Below are 21,480 nucleotides of genomic sequence, written 5' to 3'. Positions count from 1 at the left end.
AAGGATTGGTCAGACCATGCGTTTCGATATTGAGACTTTACGGCTCTTTATTTTTACGATTGAAGGAGGCAGTATTTCCGCCGCTTCCGAGCGGGGGAGTGTTGTGGTATCCGCTGTCAGTCGCCGCATCTCGGAGCTGGAGCGGGCCGCCGGAACGCCGTTGCTGCATCGCCGTAGCCGCGGTGTCGAGCCGACGCCCGCGGGCCTCGCGCTATATCGGCGGGCGAAGATCGTCATGGGCAATTTGCAGGAAATCGAAAATGAAATGGGCCGGCATAGAGACGGAGTGCGAGGGTTGGTGCGGCTGTCCGTCAACCTGACGGCAATGGCGCATTATTTGCCGAAGGCGCTCAAATCGTTTGTCGATCGCTTTCCCGAGGTTCAGATCGGGCTGGTTGAACGTCTCAGCGACCAGGTATCGCGGGACGTACTCAGCGGTGATGCGGATGTAGGCATATGCGCAGCATCAGGCATCGACGAAAGCCTGTCTGAACGACCTTTTCGCACTGATCGACTCGTGTTGATCACGCCAGCGGACCATCCCCTGGGTCGACGCGAAAGCGTGAAATTCGCAGAGACCCTCGACTACGAGCACGTTGGCATGCAAGACGGTGCGTCCATTCTTGCCCTTGCTACCCAGGCGGCGAAAGCGGTGGGGCGTCCAATGCGACTGGCCATTCAGGTCACAAACTTCGAGGCGATTCGCAATATGGTGATTGCCGGACTGGGAATTGCCATCATCCCGGAGATCGCACTCGCCGAACGGGATCATGCCGACTATGTGAAAGTGAGGCTCGACGAACAGTGGGCGGGGCGGCAGCTCAAGCTATTATTCAAACCCACCGCGCCCTTGCCGATAGCGGCCATGCACCTTCTCGATCACCTCTGTACGAAAGGCGGCAAGCCAGAGACAGGCTCGGATCCAATGGTGTGAACGCCCGCCATCAGGCTGCAAGACTCATGGCAGTCAGGCGATGGAAGGATCGGCGAACCACCGGATCGTGCAGCCCTTTTTCGCTGCAGGATCTGCCACAAAGTGCGAGATTGTCGCGCGCGATCTGTGACCGCTCCAAGGTGCGTTTGAGTCATTCGGCCTAGATGCCCGGACGGCTCTTAAGGGTCGATCAGCGGATTTCGGGCCGACGCTGGCGTGCGAGAAGCTTTGGGAATGTCACGGCATCCGGCTGGCGAAGGAAATGGTTCGTCGGCTGATGATGGACGCGGGTCTCTGGGTGCCGCGCCGGCAGCGCCCACCGAAGGTCTACCAGCCGCGCGCCCGGCGCGCACGTTTCGGCGAACTGGTGCAGATCGATGGCAGCGATCACCGCTGGTTCGAGGACCGTGCGCCGGCCTGCACGCTGCTGGTGTATGTCGACGATGCGACCAGCCGGCTGATGGCGCTGCATTTCACGGCAAGCGAATCGACGTTCAGTTACTTCGAGGCGACGCGCACGTATATCGAGCAGCATGGCGGGGAAATCGCGCACGATGCCCGACACTGGCCGCCCCACGCGCGGGCACACAACCGGGAATGGCTGCGTCCGCGCAGAGGAAGGACTGGCCGCGCCGTCGGCGCAATGATGCTCAGATGCCGAGGCGAGCGTTCTGCGGAAACAGCGCCTTGCGTGCATCGTCGTCCATCTCGGCCTTGAACGCGTGGCGCGTTGCGAGCGCTTCAGCGCTCTGCGCTGCCGGTCGGGCATTGATCTCGTCGAGAAGACGCTTGACGTTCGGCAGCTTTTCCCATGCTTGGGCGCCCAGGATGAAAGGCACTGCGCGCGCCCATCCCCATACCGCCATGTCCACCAAGGTGTATTCGTCGCCGAGCATATACCTGTGTCGGGCCAACTGCGCGTCGATGATGCTCCAGTGGCGCCACGCTTCGAACTCGTAGCGGTTGACGGCGTACTCCTTGGGCTCCGGCGCGAAGTGCGTGAAATGCACCGCCTGGCCCGAGAACGGTCCAATGCCCGTGGCCACGAACATCAACCACGAGTACATCTGCGCGCGCTCCGCCGGCGTTGTCGGCATGAACCGCCCCGTTTTTTCCGCTAAATACAGCAGGATGGCGTTGCTATCGAAGATCGTCGCATCGCCGTCGACAAGTGCCGGCGCCTTTGCATTCGGGTTGATCGCAGTGAAAGCCGGGGCGTGCTGCTCACCCTTGCGGGTATCGATAGGCACGAGTTCATAGGGCAATTCGGTCTCTTCGAGAAACAAAGCGACCTTGGCCGGGTTCGGGGCGGGACAGTAGTAAAACTCGATCATGAGGCGACCTTTGCATGAGTGAGGCCGATGATTATAGGGGCTCCCGCTTCGCTTTGCTGGGCCGCCTCCAGCATTCACGGTTGAGGATAGATAGAGGGGAGCTTGTCGGCGACTTAACGAACATCGGCCGGCACGCAGACGCAAAAATCCAAACGATGGGTATGCTGCGCGCGATGGTCCGATTCAATGTCACACCGGGTAAGCGGCTCAACAACCCGCCATCCGACGACAGCGCCTTTGAGGTGCATCTGCGGTTCGACAGCGAAGCGGAGTGCGTGGCCTATGCCGATATGCGACCCTGGCCGAACCGCCCGGTGCAGCAACCGTCCCCCTTGGCTCAGAGAACTTCCAACTTCATATAGTCGAAGTAGCTCTCCAGCAGTTCGTGAAGGAATGCTCTGGCACGCGACGACGCCCGTCGCAATAAAACGGACCGGGGCCGATCTCGGCGACGAAAGCCAGGTCCCGCGCTTGGCATGTCGATGGGGGCCTTGATCGGAGCAAGTTAGGTGCCTCCTTCCGAGCGTCAATCCCAATCACCCTGCAGTCCGCGACGGGGTGATCTCTTTTGGCCACTGACCTGTCATCGACTCCCGCAGGCGCTCGGTTGATGTCATGCGCAACGCCAATCCTGCCTTCCGGTCCGCCCGGTCACGTTGCAGAAATCGCCGGTCACGTTCCCGAAATCGGCGGTCGCGTTCGCCGAAATACGCACGCGGTTGTGCGCCCGGCCTCCCGTCAGCAACGCGGGCCGGACAGCCTCGCCAACGTGCATCCCGTCCAGAGCAACCCGCTTTGCCCCAGCGCTGCGGCAGTCCAACACCGCACGCGACCTCGTCACCCCCCATAGCGTACAGGTTCCGGCCGCACCGGAACACTCCGCGGGTTCCTCAATCGGGGTTTGTACGACGCCTGCCCGCCTGCTTCTGTGGCGCGCGCCCATGCGCACGGTCGAGGGCAGGCATCCTACAAACACAACGGACGCTTGAACTGGCTGTTCGCAGGTTTGCTGCGTGGCCGGTGAATGTGCGGCCGCGCTCATGAGTCTGATGCGTTCGGCGCTACTCAACCGATTCGATCGGTTTGGGTACCCCTGTCCTCCGGGCGCCACTGGAAGTATGGACTCTGCATGGCCACCATTATTTTCGCGGTGCGGAAATATATGCGCTAGGTGAAATCACCTATAGGTCACCGACTTGCACCGCTGCTACATTTTCGCCTAGCGCAACAAACGGCGTTGAGCGAATATTGCTCGACTTGAAACATCGCTATCCATCGCATCTTCAAAGGTCGCCATGCAAATTGGAAAACCCAGTCAGCTACGCACGTCGATTTCGACCGCAACGCCTGACAGCATCACCGTCCGCAACCGGGATCTCTGCAAGGAGTTGATAGGCCACGTGAGCCTGACCGACTTCTTTTGTCTGCTCCTGACCGGCCAGCCGCCCACGGACACCCAGCGCCTGCTCCTCGATGCATCGCTCGTGTCGATCTCGGAACACGGGCTGGTCCCCTCCATACAAGCCGCCCGCATGACCTTCGCGGCAGCGCCGGAGGCTTTGCAAGGCGCAGTGGCCGCCGGCCTGCTGGGATGCGGATCGGTCGTGCTCGGCAGTTCCGAGGAGGCCGGCAAGCTGTTCGCCGGTTTGCTCGCGAAAACGCCGCAAGAGGGCACGCTCGAACAGGTGGTCGAGCGTGAGGTCTCAGCGCTGCGGGCGCGGCGTGCGCCGCTGCCCGGCTTCGGGCATCCGCTACACCAGCAGGAAGATCCGCGTGCGACGCGCTTGCTGGCCTTGGCCGACAAACACGGCACGGCAGGAGACAACGTGCGGGTCCTGCGCGCCATCGCTGCCGCGGTGCCGAAGATTTATGGCCGGGCGTTGCCGATCAACGTGTCCGGCGCGATTCCCGCTGTGCTGCTGGACGCCGGTTTTCCTCTCAAGGCCTTGAAAGGCGTGCCGCTCGTCGCGCGCAGCGTGAGCCTCGTCGCCCACCTGCTGGAAGAGAGCGTGGAGCCGATTGGCTTCGCACTGGCCCATGCCGGTGAAAGCGCGATCAAGTTCGTCGCGTGAACAGGCATTCCCGGAACACAACGCGGCACTGCCGCATATGGAGCAATCGAAGTGATCAAGGTATTGCAGAACATTCGCGTTATTGAGCAGGGCACCTTCATTACCGGACCGGCCACGGGAATGCTGCTCGGCGACCTCGGCGCCGACGTCATCAAGGTCGAGCAGCCCGGCGCGGGTGACCCCTTCCGGGCTTTTCGCGGCGGCCTGTACAGCCCGCACTTCCAGACGTACAACCGCAACAAGCGCAGCGTCACGCTCAACACGAAAGAGGCCGATGATCTCGCCGCTTTCGACGAGCTCATCCGCACCGCGGACGTGTACATCCAGAACTTTCGACCAGGCGCGGCGGCGCGGCTGAACGTGGACGAAGCGCGTCTTCGTGCGATCAATCCACGCCTGATCTACTGCTCGATCAGCGGCTTCGGCCAGTCAGGCCCTTCCATGGGTCGCCCGGCGTACGATACGGTCGCGCAGGCTGCCAGTGGATTCCTCGGATTGCTGGTCAATCCTGAGAACCCACGTGTGGTTGGACCGGCGATCGCTGATTCGATCACGGGTTTCTACGCCGCCTACGGCATTCTCGGGGCGCTGCAGGAACGCGCGCGCACCGGAACGGGCCTGAGCGTGGAAGTGTCGATGCTCGAGGCCATGACCCACTTCAACATGGACGCGTTCACGCACTACTATTCGGCCGACGAGGTCATGGGACCCTACAGCCGGCCGATGGTCTCGCAGTCGTACGTGATGAAATGCCGGGATGGCAAGTGGCTCGCGCTGCACATGTCGTCGCCGGAAAAATTCTGGCAGGGCCTCGCCGCGGTGATCAACCGCCCTGGCCTGCTCGAAGACCCGCGCTTTTCGACGCGCGAGGGCCGCATCGACAATCAGGAAGCCATGATCGAGGTCCTCTCGGGGGTGTTCGTCGAGCGTGATCGCGACGAGTGGTGTCGCCTGCTGCTCGAGCAGGATGTGCCGCATGCACCGATGTACGACGCCAGCGAGGCGCTGGAAGACCCGCAGGCGAAGCATCTGGAACTGCTGGTGTCCGCGCAGCACGCCACGATGGGTGAGTACAAGACTGTGCGCAGCCCGGTGAGCTACAACGGCGAGCGCTCGCTTGAGATCGTGCCACCGCCGGTGCTCGGCGAACATAACGAAGAAATCCTCGGGCCTCTGCGCGCGTGAGGCGTTGCCGCGCTCGCCGGCCAGGCGCGCAGACGCATCGCTGGGTGGCGCGGCAAACATACAATCAGGAGACAATCATGGCTTTGAGCATGGAAAAAGCAGGCATGAGCGAGGTTTCGCAGGACCAGGAGAAAGCAACTTACGACAAGGTGTTCTGGCGCTGCGTGCCGCTGTTTTTTCTTTGCTACATGGTGTCGTACCTCGACCGGGTCAACATCGGTTTCGCGAAGCTGCAGATGCTGGGAGACCTGAATCTTGGCGACAATGTCTACGCGTTAGGCGCGAGCATGCTGTTCTGGGGTTACGTCCTGTTTGAAATGCCGAGCAACATCGTGCTGCACCGCTTCGGCGCGCGCCGCTGGATTGCCCGGATCATGGTGACGTGGGGTCTCGTCTCCATCCTGCTGATGTATATCGGGCCGCTGGGGCGCTTCTTCCACACCGGCTCGGCAACCATGTTCTACATGCTGCGTTTTCTGCTGGGCGTGTGCGAAGCGGGCTTCTTTCCCGGCGTGATTCTCTATCTGAACAGCTGGTTCCCCTCGCATCGGCAGAACCGCGTCATGGCCGGCTTCATGGTGGCGTTGCCGCTGAGCCTGTGCATCGGCGGACCGGTATCGGGCTGGGTGCTGCAGAACATGCACGATACGTTCGGCTTTCGAGGCTGGCAGTGGATGCTGATCGTGGAAGGTTTGCCCGCCATCATTCTCGGGCTGATAGTGCTGCTCAAGCTGACGGAAACAATCGACGACGCGCGCTGGCTCACGCCCGAAGAGAAGTCGCTATTGAAGCGCAACCTCTCGTCGGAGAACGTGACGAAGACCCACGACTTTCGCGCCGCCTTGAAGAGCCGTGGCGTATGGATTCTGTGCGGCATCCTGCTCACCATGAACACGGGCTTCTATGGCTTGTCGTTCTGGTTGCCATCCATTATCAGCGCCGCAGGACTCAAGGACGCTTTTCATATCGGCTTGCTTGCTGCTGTGCCGTATGTCGCCGCCAGTATCGTGATGGTCGCGAACGCCGCGCATTCGAACCGCACGGGGGAACGGCGACTGCATGCCGCCATTCCGGCGCTGCTGGCCGGCATCGCGTTGATTCTCAGCGCGACGTTCACGCATCAGATCTCAGTGTCGATCCTGCTTATTTCGATCGCCGCCTCCGGGATCATCAGCATCATGCCGATCTTCTGGACCTTCGCCGGGCGCCTTCTTTCAGGCGCAGCGGCAGCGGCCGGACTCGCGATGATTAACTCTATCGGCAGCTTGTCCGGTATCACGGGCGCCATGATCACCAACATGGCGAAGAACCTTACCGGCGACGTCAACAGCGGTACCTATGTGCTGGGCGGATGTCTGCTGGTGTGCTGCTGCCTGATTCTTCTGATTCCCCGCACGATGGTGTTCACCGGACGGCCGGATTAAGCCAGGTTATCGGCTAAAGCGCCGGCCACACGCCGGTAGTGCAGTTGACGGAAGCACACTGCAAACCGTCGTCAATTATTTAGCATTCCTTCCAATAAACAAGAATTTTTTTCCTTCAATGTCATTGCATGCCAGGGTCCCACGTTCGGTGGCCTGAAGTTCGGCGCGGTACGCGCCGGGCGGCCAGCCCGGCCATCTGGCAGCCGGCAGTGCGCAAAGTTATGGCGTCTCATACAGCCGCGGCAACCTGAATCTCGCCGCCGCGTACATCAGCGTGAACAATACGACCATCACCCCGCCACGACGATCGGCGTACCCGACCTGTTCGGCACGCCGCAAAGCGGGACGATTGCCCTCGACCGGATGTCGACCGTCGCGGCGGGAGGCAGCTATCGGTTCGGGCCCGCGCTGTTGCATGGCTTGTATTCGCTCACCGACATGAAGAGCGGCGGTTCGACCGCCGTGCCAAGTACGTGGGAGGGCGGTGTAACCTATTGGCTGACGCCCGCGGTATCGGTGCTGGGCGGCTACGCGTACTCGAAGCTGAATGAAGACCGCTGGGGTCAATACGTGCTCTCCGCCAACTATTCCCTCTCGAAGCAAACCGACCTCTATGCCTTGCTCAACTACGAGCATGTGCTTGGCGAGAACGTCAGAGCCACGCTGTTCACCGCAACGCCTTCGAGCGGCGCCAACCAGACCATCGTCAGCCTGGGCATCCGGCATCGGTTCTGACGCGTCGCTGCCAGGATTTTCTTGCGAAATGTTTTTCGTCTTGCGAAAATTAGAGTAGTTAGCCCTGTTGATGACCGTCTACCTTCTTTCATGACTCAAACACCTTCTGACCGTATTGATGAGACTCATCGGGACTTCGTGGCCGCGCTTGCGCGTGGCCTCTCGGTGATCCAGGCCTTTAGCGAAAATCAGCCGGAAATGACATTGAGCGAGGTCGCCCAGGCAGCGCAGATGAACGTTGCCACTGCCCGGCGTGCGCTGCTCACTCTGCACTCGCTCGGGTACGTCGGTATGCAGGGCAAGCGTTTCCTGCTGTCGCCGAAAGTGTTGTCGCTCGGGGTGGCGTATCTGCGCTCGATGAATTTCAAGGACCTGGTCAACCCCTACCTGCAAGAAGTCGCCGACGAGTATCGTGATTCCGTGTCCTTCGCGGTCCTCGATGGCGACGACGTCGTCTACCTCGCCCATGTACCCAGCAAGCGCAGCATCACGCGACGCGCGTCTGTTGGATATCGGCTGCCCGCCTTCTGCACGTCGCTCGGGCGGGTCCTGCTGGCCAACCAGTCGATCGAAGAACAGCAACGTCTCCTGGCGCGCGCGCCTTTTCCGCAATACACGGCTAAAACCGTGGTCCAGCGCGACGACCTCGCCCGCGAATTCGCAAAGGCCCTGACCGACGGCTTTGCCACCCAGCAGGATGAGATCGAAATGGGCGTCGTATCGATCGCGTTGCCAGTCTGCGATCCCCAAGGTAACGTTATCGCTGCGATCAACTGCTCCTCCGAGACAGACCGCACCACGATCGAGGATTTGATTGCCACGCGCCTGCCGGCCTTGAGGGAGGCGCGGGCCCATATCGAATGGGCGCTTCGCAGGGCGCCTGCTCTTGTTCATTCGATCCGCTCGTCCTGGCGCGCGGCGTAGTTCCATTGCCAACCAGGACGTTAAGCTAGTCAGCTCAGCTGGCGCTGATGCGGCAACTCCCTCTTCCTGGATTACCGGTTGGAGAAGCGTGAGCTTCGCCTGTGGTAGGGTGGTTGCACATTTCAGTACATCTATTTCATGGACCTCGAAACTCTGGTCGTCGGACCCGGAAACCGCATACCTGGAGTGGCAACGCGCTGAGGCGACTGGCGCGGATCGGCGCGTGTTCGCTGAACAGTCTGTCGGGTGTTGTCAACTTGCCGAGCATGAGACGGAAAGGCGGCAGGTGTGGTGATCGTTTAGAATCCAGTCGACGGATTTTGGCCGAGTTGAGTGAATTCGCGCCAGTCAGCGAACCTTGCTGCAAGCTGTTTGCGATACAGTGAAGCGTGCAGTAGATGCCGCTTGAGCGCGAAATGTTGCCGGATCGGCCCGAAGCACGAAAGAAATTCCTGCGTACGTTTTGGGTCTCGAAAACCACGCATGCGACGCTCACGTTCACGCGTTGGTTGGTGGCTGTTCTCAGCCCGGTTATTCACCCGGGCTGCCGCCTTGACGAACACATGCTTCACGCTCGCAAGTTCCGGAATTTCCGCCTTTGCCGCTGAATAGCTGCGCAGCTGATCGATGACGATCTTGCGAGGCCTCGCGCATGACGCATCACACGCCTGAAGAAGCGTCTGGCCGTAGCTTTGTCGCGCCGCTTTTGTAGCAGGATGTCGAGTTCGGCGCCATGCCCGTCGACCGCACGCCACAGCAAGTACGGTTCGCCACGCAGCGTGAGGAACATCTCGTCAAGGTGCCACGTGCTACCCGGCTTGCGTCGCGCCGCTTTTACCCGGTGAGCAAAGCCTTCACCAAACTTGGCGCACCAGCATCGGATCGTCTCGTACGTGACGGTCACACCGCGCTCGAAGAGCAGCCAGAGCCGGACACGACCAGCGCCTGGAGGATGCGCCGGGCGACCTTGCGACCGCGCACCACGCGGGCGGCGTTGCGCAGATCCTCGATTCGGGCATTGGTACACGAGCCAGGTATGGGCCTGGCTTGGGCGGCACCTACAAAAAAACCGTCGAACCGCTCTTTAAGCTCCCGGTGACTATCCGCAGCTGACGCTTGTGATTATTTCGCTAGACGAAAAACTATGCGCCAGGGGAAATACTGATTGGCGAGGTCGGGAGCTGTCTATATATTTCGACTAGCGCATAAAAATGCACGTAGCGAATAAATGAGCCGTGTGCAACGCCCTTAGCCCGGAGTTGCCGGCCGCATATTCGCGCGCCGAATACTCGATGAAAATCGATTAGCATGGAGAGGAAGATTGAAGTCTGCTGAGCGCCCTACGACGGCCATTGCATGGGCCTTTCCCGCTCGCGTCATCGTCCGTGATGAGGATCTTTGCTCCTCGCTGATCGGACATCTCTCCTCACCGAATATTTCCACTTTCTTCTTCTCGGATGTCCAATTCCCATGAATGAGTTCTCGGATTTCGCTCCACTTCTCGTCGACCCGCCCACTGTCTCCGGTTTCGCCACCACTTCGTGGGGCGAACACGCCCGCGTGCGCCTCCGCGGCACCCAGACCGATGGGCGCTTATCGATGCTCGTTTATGAATGTCCCGCAGGCTTCGGACCCGTGCGCCATCTGCATCGTGAGGACGATGAGATCATCCTGATGGAGCGAGGCACTATCGCGGTGTGGACGCCGCGCGAATGCCGCACAGCCGGGCCAGGCGATGTGGTCATGCTGCCCAAGGGCGTGCCGCACGCCTGGCGCTCATACGGCGACGAGCGGGTCCGGTTCCAGGTGATCGTGACGCCCGGAGAGTTCGAGCCGTTCTTCGAGCGCATCGTTGAGCGGAACCTCACTCTCGCGGATCAGGCTGAGCTCGTCACCGTCTCATCCGAGGCTGGGATGGATATCATTGGCCCACCGTTGAACGATGAAGAAGTCGCGACAATTTGCGCCGGCGGGCGCGTCTGAAAGCAGCGCCCTTCCGCCTTGAGGTTCTCGAGAGCCGCGCCGTCGCCACGGCGCTGGCAAGCCCGACGGAGGCCGGCAATGGCCTCGTTCATGGCAGCATGCCTCGGCGCAGCGTGCGTTCCGGTGCAGCCTCGGCGGCGTCATCGCTGGCTGCATCAAGCCTTTGAATAAGCGGCTGAAGTGCCGCGACAATGTGTGAATTGGAGATGCATTAGTGACTGAGAGCCTCAAACAAGCCTGCGACGCCGTACTGTCCCGCGTCGTTGCGGACCAGCCGCGTCTGCCGGGCGTGGTGGCAATGGTGACCGACCGCGCCGGCACGCTGTATTCCGGTGCCGCTGGAGAGCGGATCCTCGGCAGCGGCGTGCCGATGACGACCGACACGGTCTTCGCGATGTATTCGGCCACCAAGGCGATCGCCGCCACCGCAGTGCTTCAGCTCGCGGAGGCGGGCCAGCTCGATCTCGACGCACCGGCGAAAGCCTACGTGCCGGAGCTCGGCCAGCTTGAGGTGCTCGAGGGGTTTGACGCCGACGGCAAGCCGGTTCTGCGCGCGCCGAAGCGAGACATCACAACCCGCATGCTCCTTCTTCACACCGCCGGGTTCGCCAACGACGTTTTCAACGAGACTTATCTGCGGTTGCGACAGAGCCTCGGCCTGCCGTCAACGGGCACGGCCAGGAAGGCGTCCCTGATGATGCCGCTCCTCTTCGACCCCGGCGAGCGCTGGGAATACGGCAGTGGGGTCGACTGGGCGGGGCAGGTCGTCGAGGCGATTGCCGGAAAGCGTCTCGGCGAGGTGATGCAGGAGCGGATCTTCGCGCCGCTCGGCATGACGAGTACGGCATTTACTCTCACGCCATCAATGCGCGAGCGGCTGGCACGTGTGCACCAGCGCGGCGCCGACGCATCGCTGGAGCCGCTGATGAATTTCGGGCCTACGGCGAACCCCGAGGTGGATATGGGCGGCTCCGGGCTCTACGGGACCGTCGAAGACTACATCAGGTTCATCCGCATGTGGTTGAATCACGGGATGGGCGATCACGGCCGCGTGCTGAAGCCGGAAACCGTCGCCATGGCCGTGCAGAACGGTCTCGGCGATAAGAAGATCAAAGCCTTGCCCGGCGTGATCCCGTCGCTTTCCAACAACGCTGAATTCTTTCCCGGCCTGTCAAAATCCTGGGCTCTCAGCTTCATGCTCAACGACGAGCCCGCGCCGACCGGGCGCCCTGCGGGCACACTCGCATGGGCGGGGCTCGCCAATTGCTATTTCTGGATCGACCCCACGACGCAGGTCGGCGGCTTCTGGGCGACCCAGATCTTTCCCTTTGTCGACGCGACCGCCATCGGCGGATATCTCGATTTCGAAACGGTGGTCTACGAGGTTGTGTCTCGATAAGGCGGCAGGACGAGCAAGTCCCAATATGATTAGGAATGCTTACATAGTAAGCGAATAGAACTGCGCGACTGCGCCAGCTCGATACGCTGCAGCGTGAGCACGAGCGACAGCGCGAGGCCGATCGCACACTCCTTGACGAGCCCGCACGCCGACGCATCATGGCGCTGGCCTCCGACTTCCCTCGCGTGTGGAACGACGCACGTACAGGTGCTGTTGAGCGCAAGCGCATGCTTGGACTGCTCATCGAAGACGTGACGCTCATCGTCGGTCAGCAGGTCGATGTCCATGTACGCTGGCGCGGCGGACGTACGCAGAGCCTGTCCGTGGAACGGCCACAGCCGATGTCCAGGGTGCGCAAGACACGGCCCGAGGTCCACAAAGATATGCGCGCGGCGTCCGGTGGTCAGCGGCAACGTGGGGCCGGCAAAGTCGACAAACAGCTTCTCGCCAGCGCGGTGGATCTGACGCATCGAGCGCTTCAGTCGTTTCGTGAACGCCTTGTAGTGCTCGCCGAACTGCGTATAGCGGTAGGTCTGCCGGTCGGCAAATTCAGCCTGGTACGCCTCCCACAGCAACGTCAGTGTCACGCCCTTGCGGCGCAACTCCTGATGGATGCGTCCGTAGTCGGGCTGGGCGTACGCGGCCGGCCCCGTGGGCTTGCCTAGAAGCCGCCGCTCGAGTTCGGCTTCGTCCATCTCGCAGGCGCTCGCCCAGTCCAGCCCGGCGGCACCTGCCAGTCCAACGTACTTCGTGGCCACGCCCTTGGAAATGCCCAGCGACGCGGCAATCCGGTCGTGCGAGAAGCCACCGTCGAATTGGGGTCGTAAAACGTCCTTGATCATGCGCATGTTCATCCGGTGCGCGGGCATGCTCTCTCCGGCAAAAGCCGGCGAGCTTAGCCCGCGTGGTTGATGTCATGCGCAACGCCAATCCTGCCTTCCGGTTCGGTCGGTCACGTTACCGAAATGCCCGGTCACGTTGCCGAAATCGCCGGTCACGATCCCGAAAAGGCCGGTCACGTTCGTCCGAAATAATTGGCCTTTGGTCTCATATGCGTGCGGCGGCGCATATGGGTCGTCGTTGTGCATGCCCGATCATTCCGACTCGTTTGCTGGCGCTCAGCAGGGCACCAGTTGCTCGGGCCCCTTCTGCCCACAGATTTTCTTCTGCACATTAGTCAGCGCGCTACCCGGCGATGCGCCGTTCGGCGGACGCGCGCCGGCTCAACGGCGAGTGTATAGCTCCATATGGAAATCAACGGCGCTGAATGGCCTTTCGAGTGTCACAGATCGGCCGAGCTTCGGACGTTCGCAGTCCAACTTTGAAAGGCTGAAGTGGGTCGATCTTCGCCTGTCGGCGAGCAGACGAGCCACCGTTCAGCAGTTGATAACACCGGCGAATGTGATTGACGTGTAGAACGGTCGCCAGGCATGGGGCGCTAAAATTGTACGTAGCATTGGTCCGTTTCGTGGAATCGATTGCCCCATCCCGATCTATCAACGGCAGGCAACCATGAACACTCACTACGCGTGTTTCGTTCGTCCGGCGCTGGCTGCAATTTGCGTGGCTTCCCTCGCAACGCTCGCCGCTTGCGGCCCAAACGCCTGTATCGGCCTCGACAGTTGCGGTGGCGGAAACGTGACACCAACCACCGTCGCAATATCCGGCACGGCCGCCACCGGTAGTGCGGTCGCCAGCGCGACGGTCAGCTTCAGTTGCGTGCAGGGCTCGGGCTCCACCCTGTCCGACGGCGGTGGACACTACGCGATCACGTTCAATGCCACGCCTCCCTGCATCCTCACCGTGACCTCTGGTGGCATTGGCTTGCATTCACTGGCATTTGCCGGCGGCACCTTCAATACGACGCCAGAGACCGAACTGATGTTTGTCTACATCGCTTCGCAACTCGGCACGAGCGAGAGCGGTCTGATAGCGGGCTTCCCGACCAATTCACGGTTTCAGCAGGTGCTGGCAAACCAGGCCGACGTGCAGGCTGCGCAATCGGCAGTCGTCACGAATCTGCAGCAGCGCTATGCGGTCACGCTGATGGCACCAGCGTTTCTAACGACATCCTTTACCGTTGGCCAAATAGGTGTCGACAGCGACCTGGGCGCGCTAGCGGCAGCAGGCGCCCTCGACGCGAATGGCATGCCCGATCAGGCCGCCGTCTCGCTGCTGTCCGCGGCGGGTCTCGCCCATCCGCTTAGAGCGACGTCCGCACCTTCTTCCGGCACTGGCAGTACTGGCAGCAACAGCGGAAAGATGTGACGTGCGGCGAGCCCGGGGCCATGGAGTCAGCCCCGGTGCCACAAGAGATTGCGCTCATCAGAGGAGAAGCAAATGCTTGAGATCAAACCAAAACTTCCGTCCAGCGTGGCGGTTTCTGGCGGCGGGGATGAAAGCAAGAAGACGAGCCTCAAGGAATTCCTTAGTTCGAAAAAACAGGGAGCAGCTGCCCTTCAGGGGACCGGACTTGCACTCACGAGCAGCCTGCACACGACCATTGCGGGAATCGCTGGAACTGCATCTATCTTCGGGAGCAAAGAGACTGAAGAACGCTTTGCTCAGGGGGTGACGGACATTGTCCAGAGCGAAGACTTCACTGATGAACTGAGCCACGTCATCGGTAAGCCTTTGCCTACCGAGACTGAAGATGCTTTCGTTGCAAGAGCCAAGGCAAAAATGACTATTTTGCTTAAAAAGTAGCTCTCGAAGTAACAAATAAGGCCCGTTTTACGGGCCTTTTAGCGTGCGGTCAGCCACTTTCGCAAGAGGATGTGTGATGCGCACTTTGGCGTCGATCAGGTCGGTTGCTGCCCTACCCCGCGAACGACCGCTCGTTCCTTTGACGTGAATGCGACGACAGTCGCGTATCGCCGTCAGTAGCCACTCCCGCTGACGCGTGAGATGACCGAATTGGTTTGAGCGGCGGCCAGCTCCGCGCGCAGGTCGGCCCATCTGGCGATCAGCGTTGGATCCGGCGTCAGGAAAAGCGGCCGCGTTGTCCAGCCGACGACATGAGTACCGTTTTATTGCGTCTCGAAGATGCGCATGTCTTCGTCCTCGCTCACGCCCGCGTTCACCAGATCCTCAAACGACTCGAGGTTGAACAGTTCGAGTTCGTCCTGATGGATGCCCGATATCAGCGATATCGCTGCGGAGAAGAAACGCCGCGCCTCCTCGCGGCTGGCACACAGCGCGAACGCGTCGACGATCCCGTCAGGCGTCTGCCACATCATCCGGTAAAGCAGCTTGCGGCACTGCGGCGATAGCTCGCTCATAGAAAACCTCATGTTTCCGGCGCAGCAACGCGCAGAAGCCACCGGCGCGGACAGGCGGGCGTTTTCCGAGCGTTCCATCGTCCAGCACCGCTCGATGTTCGCCCGCTTCCAGCGTTATCTGACAATCCGAGGCGTGACGGTTGCGGAGTTCGGCACCGATCACATCGACGGCTTCTTCGCCGATCTGGATCGCGACTGCGCGCCGGGCACATCGACCCGCCTGCGCTACCTCATACTGCTGGACCGGCTCTCGCGTCACCTTGCGCTGCTCGGCCTGCGCGCCGACAACCCGGCCGCAAGCCTGCTTCCCCAGGAGCACTGTCCGGAAGACGAGCCCATGCCGGTCTTCCTGTGGCCGGATGAGGATGCTCGATTGCAGGAGCGTTGCCGCAAGGTGGACTTCGATTCGTTCAAGGAGATGCGCGACCGCGCGATCGTCGCGATGCTGCTTGGCACCGGCGTCAGCGCCGCAGAACTGACCGCGCTCACCGTCGATGACCTTGAGGTAGGCGCACGACCCAGCGTGTTCGTCAGGAAACGTGGGCCACGTCTTGCGCGCCGTGTGCCCGTTGACGCGTTTGCAGCCGAACTGCTGCGCGCCTACGGGAAGGCGCGGATCGGACTGTCCGTCAGTGATGGTCTGCTTTTCATCGCGACGGCGGGCGGGAAGCCGATGAAGCCCGCCACGCTTGGGCAGTGTGTGCGCGCGGCACTGCGGCTCGTCGACGCGGCGGCCACTGACGAGAGCCCGCGACTGCTTCGCAACACGTACGGACGCAGGCATCTGCTGGAAGGCAAGACCAACGAACAGGTGAGCAACCTGTTGGGCCTCTCCAGCCACAGAACGGCCACGCGGTTACGCGAAACCATCGCGGACCCCGGCGATGACGACGATCAGACGGGGGCCACAGCCTAGCTCTCGCGCGTTCCGCCGCCGCCTTGACTTTGGCGAGCGACGCGTAGCCTGGTAAGTGAGCCGTACACGGAGTGCGGCCACACTTACGGGGCCTCAGCCATGATCTACAAAAGCGCTTTCCGGGACATCATCTACCCGGCGCAGAACCGGGAGCCGCGCGCCACGCGCTACCGCATCGTGCTGGCGAAAAAAACCTCGCGACTCGTGCGCGCGATCGTTCATCTTGTCGCTGATGAGCCGGCGCAGCCAGAAAGCACCGACCTTCCCGCGGCTATCGACGTGATCCTGAACCGAATCATCGACGGAGAACTGAGGGGCGTGCGGCACGACTGCATCCGGGTTGTGGTTCAGACCGGCGCGCAACTCACCGACTATCCCATCACCTATAACGCGCTGGAATTGAAGGGCTCGGGCGGCCGCGCGCCGCGGACACCGGGCACTACCGATCAGCCGATCCACATCCGCTCGATTGACGTGGTCGGCGGTTCGGTCGCGTTTTATATGTCGACCACGAGGGCGGCAAGCCGGCGAGCGCCGTCGTTGCGAGAATGCTGCGATGAATGACGCCCTCTCTCCCCAATACGCCGTCGGCCGATGGGAGTCGCTGTGGGCCAGCCATCCCTTCTATGAGCAGGAAGTTGTCAAGGCCCTTCGCGAACTGACTCACAAATCATCGATCAAGCGTGTCACCATCCGGATCGAAACATCGTTGCGGGGTCAAGGGCAGGCGAAGCCTGGCGCAGCGGACCCTTGACGCTGTGAGATGGCGATATGCTGGCGCATGATTGTGAGCGCGAGTCATTGCGCTCACAATCATGCAAACGCGTTTGCGCGGCATGTTCCCGGGAACTTCCACCGCCGTCAGCAATTGCCACGATCCGTTCAATATTCCAAGTCTGAAGCCGATCTTCGCGCGCGTAAGACTCCAACGTCTCACAACCTTCTATCCGCTGGCGCGTGGCCAGCCTCATCCTGCATGCGCGTTGCGCTGGGATTCCACCAGGAGCATGCCCCATCTAAAACATCGGTTACGTCGGTAACCCAGGATGGCTACGGGCATGTTCACTTCAAACCGCCAATACACGGGAGTTTCGGACCTTGCATTATTGCGCTACGTTGCCTGCTCAAGTCGACTTCAACTGCGCACCATCGGGTATTACCCCGTCCTTGAGATAACGCCACAACGCGATTGCGAGGCGTCGTGCCACCGCGACGATGGCAATGCGCCGCGCGCGACGATTCGGTCCAGTGCCCTGCGTGCGTTGGTTGAACCACTGCGTCAGCGCGCTGTCCGGCTGGTAACGCAGCCAGCACCACGCGATCTCGACGAGCAGGGCGCGCACCCGTCGATTGCCCTGCCTGCTGATGCCCTGGTCCACCTGGCTCTCGCCACTGTTGTAGGGCTGCGGCACCAGTCCGACGCACGCACCTACCTGACGCCGGTTGGTGAACTCCCGCCAGAACAGTTCGAGCGCGAGGCGCGACGCGCCTACTGGCCCGATAGCCTTCAGCCGCGCTAGCTGATCAATTCGCTCGCGCGCAGGCGAAGGCAGACTCGCTTGCCGCGTCTTCTCAAGTACCGCGAGTTGCTGCTCGACGAGCGCCAGTCGCTCACATTCGCGCAGCAGCCGTTCCCGTAATTCGGGCGGCAACGGCGCGCCGTCATGACACATCACCTGGCCACAGGCGAGCTGACCGGCGAAAGCCTTGTGGTCGACGTTGTGCCAGCAACCGACTGTGACCAGCAGTTTGCGCATACGGTCGTGGTGCTGCAGTACCTCCTTCTGCAGTTGCCCGCGATCGCGCATCAGATGACGGGACGCTTCATCCTGCGGCGACGGTACGTGAACCACGTGCATACGGTCGCGCTCGCCGCGCAGCCATGCGCGCAGGTTGATGACCAGCTTGATTGCATCGAGCCGGTCGGTCTTCGCGCGCCGCCTGTGACGTTCGACCGGAATGCTGGCCGGATCGACGACATAGCACTCGATACCGTGCGCCTGGAGCGCGCGACAGATCCAGAACGCGTCCTGCCCGGCTTCGTAGCTCACGACGATGCGCACGCCGGCTGGTAGCGACCACTTCTCCCTGTGCCCTTCGATCAGTGCCAGCACGGCCTGGAGGCGGGCTGCGGCTTGCGGCTGTGCCACCGTGTGCACCGCTGGCTTGTCGCGCCGGCCGTCGTGCAGCGCGACCTTCCAGTTTGCTGCCGCCAGTTCAAGTGACACCGCGAGCAACTGTTCCTCGCTACCCGTCGTAAAGGTCTGATCCGTGCGCATGATGCTCTCCTTGTAGCAGGGTTCGACAGACTGATTTTATCGATCAGTTCGCCGGCGAATCTCCCGTTACATAGGATCTACATGTCCCACCGCATCGTCATCGACCTGCACGCCAGAAAAGTCGTCGCTGGCGAGCATCGCTACTACAGGGCATGGCACTACATGAGCGTGCCCGACCTCAAGTACATGCAGCAGATACTGGACGAGACTTTCGACGACATCTTCGACGACCCGGCCGGGTACGAGTTTGAAGTGATCGCAGAGCCGCCGCTGTGGGCGCTCAAGGCATGGCCGTGGCCGCGCCTTCCGGCGTTGACAGACGACGATCCTGACTAAAGGTTCGACCACCGACGCGACGCTTTTCACGCGGGCAGACGGATTGCTCGGCATGCACTATCGTGAATAAGGCGCGTGGCGGGAGAGAGCGATGTTCCGGTGCTACCTGATCGATCCGGCGGGACGGTCCATCGAACAGGTGGAAGAAGGATTCGCTCGCGCGGCCGAACTGACTGGCAGCGAAGCGCCCCAGCTGGACACGCTGTGGTCAGACGCCGCCGATCCGGACTCGTCCGTCGATCTGATCTACGATCCGGACGCGGACGAGCAGCCCTCTTTCCACCTACGTCTGCAGCATGCGGGCAAGGTGATCGAACGCGTGCTCGCCGGGCCCGCCGTGCTCGTCGCGTGCGGCGCTGTCCCTGACGGGTTGGCTCACCAACTTGCAACCCAAGACGCTGTCGCGTCTGCTGTCGACTTCACGACTGCCGACACCACTGAGATCGCCGGATGGCTCAAAGCAAAACTGCCGCAAGGTCCCGCTACCGCCCGGCACGACCAGCCGGTACGGACCGCGCACCCTGAGCAGCGCCGCCCGGGCGGCCGCGCCCGTCAATAGTCACCGCCACTACGCCTCGGCGAGTGCGCCAGCATTTTCAACCAAGGCGAGAAAATTCTTCAGTCGCTCGGCGCGACGATGGTAGGCGGCGACCGTACCGGAGACGGAAGTGAGGCGAGCCGCCCTTGCCAGTAGGAAAGCGGAAATGGACCGTTGCCGGCGTGCGGCACAACTTTTTCAAGGTGGTTCAGTTCGTTTTCGAGCGTTTGATTATGCACTTTGAGGCCCCGGTTTTTGGATATCGGGGCCTGTTTACCAATCCTCATACCAAAGCTCACTCCGAAGTTGGCGATCTAACCACTTGTCACCCGTGCGATTGACGGGCACATCCCAGGCTATGCTGTGTTTTTATACAGGTGTTTTCGGAGGCGTCATGAGCCCGGCAATGCTGCCGGAAGCGATACATCCGGATCTATCGCGCGGTAACCAGCTGGCTCGTGCGCGGTCGCGGATTGTTGAATGCGGCAATGCGAACCTGGCTAGCGAGTTGCCGGGTGGCGGCTGGCCACGCGGCGCGCTGACCGATCTGCTCGTGCAGCAGACGGGTTGCGGCGAATTGCGCCTGCTTCGACCCGCCCTCCAGCAGCTTGCCTCGAAGCCGGTAGTCCTGCTTCAGCCGCCACACGACCTCCAGCCGACCGCGATCGCATGGTGGGGAGTGGACGCGGCCAATCTGATGACCGTGAAGGCGCCAACAACAGCCGATTCGCTGTGGGCCGCTGAGCAGATTCTGCGAGCGGGCACGTGCGGCGCACTGGGTGTCCTTGAGGCCCACAGGTCGGAAGATTAATTGGCCCTGGCGAATGCGATGCATCAACTCGAGGCACACGCAATATGATCTCGCGCTCAAAATGCCGCCCGTCGAACAACATCCACACTCTTCTTGCGCATCGCCATCCATCAGTCCATTTGGCCCCGCAACTTCTGACCGATTCAACTTCGCTACTTACACCAGAGCCGTCCGTGACAAGGTGAGGCGCTGTTTCAGCCCGGTGCGTTACTTGCAACGTGTCATGTCAGTTCACGACCAGGTACCGTTCCAGTCTCCCGGACTGCTGCCCAGTTGCCTCGTTAAGGGTTCCTACCTATTTTGGAATTATCGACCCACCACCATTTTCACCTAGGCCTCCAAAACGAACGTCCCGACAACCTGGAGAACCGGGTTCGAAGTCTATCTGTAATTTCACATATATAGTTCAGGCGAATTTAACCTCATCTTAAGTTGTATTTATCAATGTGCAGTCCTGGATCGCGGATTTTCGCGGCGCTGGCCACCGCGCTTATACCTTCGTATAAGCAGGTTACGCTAATGCGGCACTGGCATATCCCACCGTAGAGTAGATTCGCGCTTCGGCAAAACCTACTCTTCTCTCATTCAGACAGAACCAGCGAGCGGGTTGTCTTCGGATCGCGATCGTCAAAGGCCGTGGTAATCACGCTTCCCGCATCCAACCCAGCACCCATCGCTACGACGAACCGCCTGTCGGAACGGAGCAAGAACCGACTACCGCGGAAACTCGGGTGCGGCAGGAGAACGGCATGACCCTCGAATTTTTAAGCCATCAAGTCATTTTCGACCAGGCGATCCAGCATCTTTTTCAGCAGCGCGAGGCAGCGCTCTTGCCGCGCGGCGGCGGCGCATATCGCGGTTACTGCGGCGGCTGTCCAATCGGCAACTTCATCAAGCCCCGCGACTACCTGACCGCAATGGAAGGGGTTCCCGTTCACTTTGTCAGCAAGCAAAAGAACGAAGTGCCCGCCTATATGGACGTGGGCGTTGCCGCGCTGAGAAGAGCGCTACTGCGTTCGAAGATCAACATCTACGACCCGCAGACGGTCAGCCTGCTGAGCTGCCTGCAAAACGTGCATGACGTCTTCGGCGCCTGGGAATGGGGCGACAGGCTGCAATCGATCGCCCGCCAATTCGGCCTCAACGCCGACCGACTGACGAACGCCGCGTGAGCCTGCCATCCTGATGAGGCTGGCCGGAGCAAGTGGAACCAACGCCACCTGCACGAAGAAATTTCGTGAAAGAAAGCCGCTAGCATTCATGCAGCGTTTCTATTGAACAGGCTTGAGCACACGCCGCCCAGTGACGCTATGATTGCGCCTGCAGTTC

The 21,480-nt window shown here is 61.2% G+C and carries 20 protein-coding genes and 4 pseudogenes; 17 read left to right on the top strand and 7 right to left on the bottom strand.

All coding sequences use genetic code 11. The features are described 5' to 3' along the window. Positions 1–16 precede the first annotated feature (16 nt). Together RW095_RS02075 and RW095_RS02070 are read left to right on the top strand one after the other, a co-directional pair. Complete coding sequence (locus tag RW095_RS02075) at positions 17–934, top strand: LysR family transcriptional regulator (protein WP_317016141.1); 918 nt, start codon at positions 17–19, stop codon at positions 932–934. Between the two features lie 178 nt (positions 935–1,112). Then, positions 1,113–1,484 (top strand): annotated as a pseudogene (locus RW095_RS02070) (ISNCY family transposase); the annotation flags it as partial. Between the two features lie 100 nt (positions 1,485–1,584). Here the strand turns inward: RW095_RS02070 and RW095_RS02065 are convergent. Continuing rightward, a complete protein-coding gene (locus tag RW095_RS02065) occupies positions 1,585–2,268 on the bottom strand; it encodes a glutathione S-transferase family protein (RefSeq protein ID WP_317016140.1) in 684 nt (227 codons plus the stop codon). Positions 2,269–3,563: 1,295 nt separating this feature from the next. Between RW095_RS02065 and RW095_RS02060 the strand changes: the two genes are divergently transcribed. The 5 genes from RW095_RS02060 (at position 3,564) to RW095_RS02040 (ending at position 8,608) form a co-directional block, all read left to right on the top strand. Continuing rightward, a complete protein-coding gene (locus RW095_RS02060; protein ID WP_317016138.1) occupies positions 3,564–4,340 on the top strand; it encodes a citryl-CoA lyase in 777 nt (258 codons plus the stop codon). A 51-nt stretch (positions 4,341–4,391) separates the two neighbouring features. Next, positions 4,392–5,525 carry a CaiB/BaiF CoA transferase family protein gene (locus RW095_RS02055; RefSeq protein WP_317016137.1) on the top strand — a complete coding sequence of 378 codons (1,134 nt, stop codon included), beginning with the start codon at positions 4,392–4,394 and terminating at the stop codon, positions 5,523–5,525. A 77-nt stretch (positions 5,526–5,602) separates the two neighbouring features. Continuing rightward, complete coding sequence (locus tag RW095_RS02050) at positions 5,603–6,949, top strand: MFS transporter (protein WP_310812603.1); 1,347 nt, start codon at positions 5,603–5,605, stop codon at positions 6,947–6,949. Between the two features lie 363 nt (positions 6,950–7,312). After that, entirely contained in the window at positions 7,313–7,684 is a 372-nt protein-coding gene (locus tag RW095_RS41165; protein ID WP_394365029.1) for a porin, read from the top strand. A gap of 90 nt (positions 7,685–7,774) precedes the next feature. Then, the gene (locus RW095_RS02040) at positions 7,775–8,608 is read left to right on the top strand and encodes an IclR family transcriptional regulator domain-containing protein (RefSeq protein ID WP_317016135.1); all 834 of its coding nucleotides are present in this window, start codon (positions 7,775–7,777) and stop codon (positions 8,606–8,608) included. Positions 8,609–8,907: 299 nt separating this feature from the next. On the opposite strand, the pseudogene RW095_RS02035 reads toward RW095_RS02040, so the two are convergent. Continuing rightward, positions 8,908–9,398 (bottom strand): annotated as a pseudogene (locus tag RW095_RS02035) (DDE-type integrase/transposase/recombinase). 131 nt (positions 9,399–9,529) lie between these two features. Beyond that, a pseudogene (locus tag RW095_RS41160) lies at positions 9,530–9,640 on the bottom strand (aconitase family protein); the annotation flags it as partial. Positions 9,641–10,078: 438 nt separating this feature from the next. Between RW095_RS41160 and RW095_RS02030 the strand changes: the two are divergent. Together RW095_RS02030 and RW095_RS02025 are read left to right on the top strand one after the other, a co-directional pair. Beyond that, entirely contained in the window at positions 10,079–10,591 is a 513-nt protein-coding gene (locus RW095_RS02030) for a cupin domain-containing protein (protein WP_317016134.1), read from the top strand. 214 nt (positions 10,592–10,805) lie between these two features. Next, positions 10,806–11,990 carry a serine hydrolase domain-containing protein gene (locus RW095_RS02025; protein ID WP_317016133.1) on the top strand — a complete coding sequence of 395 codons (1,185 nt, stop codon included), beginning with the start codon at positions 10,806–10,808 and terminating at the stop codon, positions 11,988–11,990. A 374-nt stretch (positions 11,991–12,364) separates the two neighbouring features. Here the strand turns inward: RW095_RS02025 and RW095_RS02020 are convergent. Both RW095_RS02020 and RW095_RS02015 read right to left on the bottom strand, forming a co-directional pair. Continuing rightward, positions 12,365–12,859, bottom strand: a pseudogene (locus tag RW095_RS02020) (IS21 family transposase); the annotation flags it as partial. 45 nt (positions 12,860–12,904) lie between these two features. Continuing rightward, complete coding sequence (locus RW095_RS02015; RefSeq protein WP_317016132.1) at positions 12,905–13,078, bottom strand: hypothetical protein; 174 nt, start codon at positions 13,076–13,078, stop codon at positions 12,905–12,907. 424 nt (positions 13,079–13,502) lie between these two features. Between RW095_RS02015 and RW095_RS02010 the strand changes: the two genes are divergently transcribed. Both RW095_RS02010 and RW095_RS02005 read left to right on the top strand, forming a co-directional pair. Beyond that, the gene (locus tag RW095_RS02010; protein WP_317016130.1) at positions 13,503–14,258 is read left to right on the top strand and encodes a hypothetical protein; all 756 of its coding nucleotides are present in this window, start codon (positions 13,503–13,505) and stop codon (positions 14,256–14,258) included. A 72-nt stretch (positions 14,259–14,330) separates the two neighbouring features. Then, a complete protein-coding gene (locus tag RW095_RS02005) occupies positions 14,331–14,696 on the top strand; it encodes a hypothetical protein (protein WP_317016129.1) in 366 nt (121 codons plus the stop codon). Between the two features lie 323 nt (positions 14,697–15,019). On the opposite strand, the gene RW095_RS02000 is transcribed toward RW095_RS02005, so the two are convergent. After that, positions 15,020–15,271, bottom strand: a complete 252-nt coding sequence (locus tag RW095_RS02000; protein ID WP_317016127.1) for a hypothetical protein — start codon at positions 15,269–15,271, stop codon at positions 15,020–15,022. A 10-nt stretch (positions 15,272–15,281) separates the two neighbouring features. Here RW095_RS02000 and RW095_RS01995 point away from each other — a divergent pair, with 10 nt between their 5' ends. Both RW095_RS01995 and RW095_RS01990 read left to right on the top strand, forming a co-directional pair. Continuing rightward, positions 15,282–16,187 (top strand): tyrosine-type recombinase/integrase, encoded by a 906-nt coding sequence (locus RW095_RS01995; RefSeq protein WP_317016126.1) that lies wholly within the window; start codon positions 15,282–15,284, stop codon positions 16,185–16,187. A gap of 99 nt (positions 16,188–16,286) precedes the next feature. After that, a complete protein-coding gene (locus RW095_RS01990) occupies positions 16,287–16,751 on the top strand; it encodes a hypothetical protein (protein WP_317016125.1) in 465 nt (154 codons plus the stop codon). A gap of 560 nt (positions 16,752–17,311) precedes the next feature. Here RW095_RS01990 and RW095_RS01985 read toward each other — a convergent pair. Then, positions 17,312–18,466 carry an IS110 family RNA-guided transposase gene (locus tag RW095_RS01985; RefSeq protein ID WP_317016005.1) on the bottom strand — a complete coding sequence of 385 codons (1,155 nt, stop codon included), beginning with the start codon at positions 18,464–18,466 and terminating at the stop codon, positions 17,312–17,314. Between the two features lie 81 nt (positions 18,467–18,547). On the opposite strand from RW095_RS01985, the gene RW095_RS01980 reads away from it, so the two are divergent. From RW095_RS01980 to RW095_RS01965, 4 genes are all read left to right on the top strand, one after another. Next, positions 18,548–18,802 (top strand): hypothetical protein, encoded by a 255-nt coding sequence (locus tag RW095_RS01980; protein ID WP_317016124.1) that lies wholly within the window; start codon positions 18,548–18,550, stop codon positions 18,800–18,802. A gap of 91 nt (positions 18,803–18,893) precedes the next feature. Next, positions 18,894–19,361, top strand: a complete 468-nt coding sequence (locus tag RW095_RS01975; RefSeq protein ID WP_317016123.1) for a hypothetical protein — start codon at positions 18,894–18,896, stop codon at positions 19,359–19,361. Positions 19,362–19,734: 373 nt separating this feature from the next. Beyond that, entirely contained in the window at positions 19,735–20,151 is a 417-nt protein-coding gene (locus tag RW095_RS01970) for a hypothetical protein (protein ID WP_317016122.1), read from the top strand. A 749-nt stretch (positions 20,152–20,900) separates the two neighbouring features. After that, a complete protein-coding gene (locus tag RW095_RS01965; protein ID WP_317016121.1) occupies positions 20,901–21,323 on the top strand; it encodes a hypothetical protein in 423 nt (140 codons plus the stop codon). Positions 21,324–21,480 lie beyond the last annotated feature (157 nt).

This window comes from Paraburkholderia kirstenboschensis (genome assembly GCF_032806925.1).
Taxonomy (GTDB): domain Bacteria; phylum Pseudomonadota; class Gammaproteobacteria; order Burkholderiales; family Burkholderiaceae; genus Paraburkholderia; species Paraburkholderia kirstenboschensis.
This window is presented reverse-complemented; position numbering and strand designations above follow the sequence as displayed.

What these genes read in the sequence shown, in the direction of transcription:
- RW095_RS02075 (WP_317016141.1), top strand. Translation starts at nt 17, where the DNA reads ATGCGTTTCGATATTGAGACTTTACGGCTCTTTATTTTTACGATTGAA.
- RW095_RS02065 (WP_317016140.1), bottom strand. Translation starts at nt 2,268, where the DNA reads ATGATCGAGTTTTACTACTGTCCCGCCCCGAACCCGGCCAAGGTCGCT.
- RW095_RS02060 (WP_317016138.1), top strand. Translation starts at nt 3,564, where the DNA reads ATGCAAATTGGAAAACCCAGTCAGCTACGCACGTCGATTTCGACCGCA.
- RW095_RS02050 (WP_310812603.1), top strand. Translation starts at nt 5,603, where the DNA reads ATGGCTTTGAGCATGGAAAAAGCAGGCATGAGCGAGGTTTCGCAGGAC.
- RW095_RS41165 (WP_394365029.1), top strand. Translation starts at nt 7,313, where the DNA reads ATGTCGACCGTCGCGGCGGGAGGCAGCTATCGGTTCGGGCCCGCGCTG.
- RW095_RS02040 (WP_317016135.1), top strand. Translation starts at nt 7,775, where the DNA reads ATGACTCAAACACCTTCTGACCGTATTGATGAGACTCATCGGGACTTC.
- RW095_RS02030 (WP_317016134.1), top strand. Translation starts at nt 10,079, where the DNA reads ATGAATGAGTTCTCGGATTTCGCTCCACTTCTCGTCGACCCGCCCACT.
- RW095_RS02015 (WP_317016132.1), bottom strand. Translation starts at nt 13,078, where the DNA reads ATGCACAACGACGACCCATATGCGCCGCCGCACGCATATGAGACCAAA.
- RW095_RS02010 (WP_317016130.1), top strand. Translation starts at nt 13,503, where the DNA reads ATGAACACTCACTACGCGTGTTTCGTTCGTCCGGCGCTGGCTGCAATT.
- RW095_RS02005 (WP_317016129.1), top strand. Translation starts at nt 14,331, where the DNA reads ATGCTTGAGATCAAACCAAAACTTCCGTCCAGCGTGGCGGTTTCTGGC.
- RW095_RS02000 (WP_317016127.1), bottom strand. Translation starts at nt 15,271, where the DNA reads ATGAGCGAGCTATCGCCGCAGTGCCGCAAGCTGCTTTACCGGATGATG.
- RW095_RS01995 (WP_317016126.1), top strand. Translation starts at nt 15,282, where the DNA reads ATGTTTCCGGCGCAGCAACGCGCAGAAGCCACCGGCGCGGACAGGCGG.
- RW095_RS01990 (WP_317016125.1), top strand. Translation starts at nt 16,287, where the DNA reads ATGATCTACAAAAGCGCTTTCCGGGACATCATCTACCCGGCGCAGAAC.
- RW095_RS01985 (WP_317016005.1), bottom strand. Translation starts at nt 18,466, where the DNA reads ATGCGCACGGATCAGACCTTTACGACGGGTAGCGAGGAACAGTTGCTC.
- RW095_RS01980 (WP_317016124.1), top strand. Translation starts at nt 18,548, where the DNA reads ATGTCCCACCGCATCGTCATCGACCTGCACGCCAGAAAAGTCGTCGCT.
- RW095_RS01975 (WP_317016123.1), top strand. Translation starts at nt 18,894, where the DNA reads ATGTTCCGGTGCTACCTGATCGATCCGGCGGGACGGTCCATCGAACAG.
- RW095_RS01970 (WP_317016122.1), top strand. Translation starts at nt 19,735, where the DNA reads ATGAGCCCGGCAATGCTGCCGGAAGCGATACATCCGGATCTATCGCGC.
- RW095_RS01965 (WP_317016121.1), top strand. Translation starts at nt 20,901, where the DNA reads ATGACCCTCGAATTTTTAAGCCATCAAGTCATTTTCGACCAGGCGATC.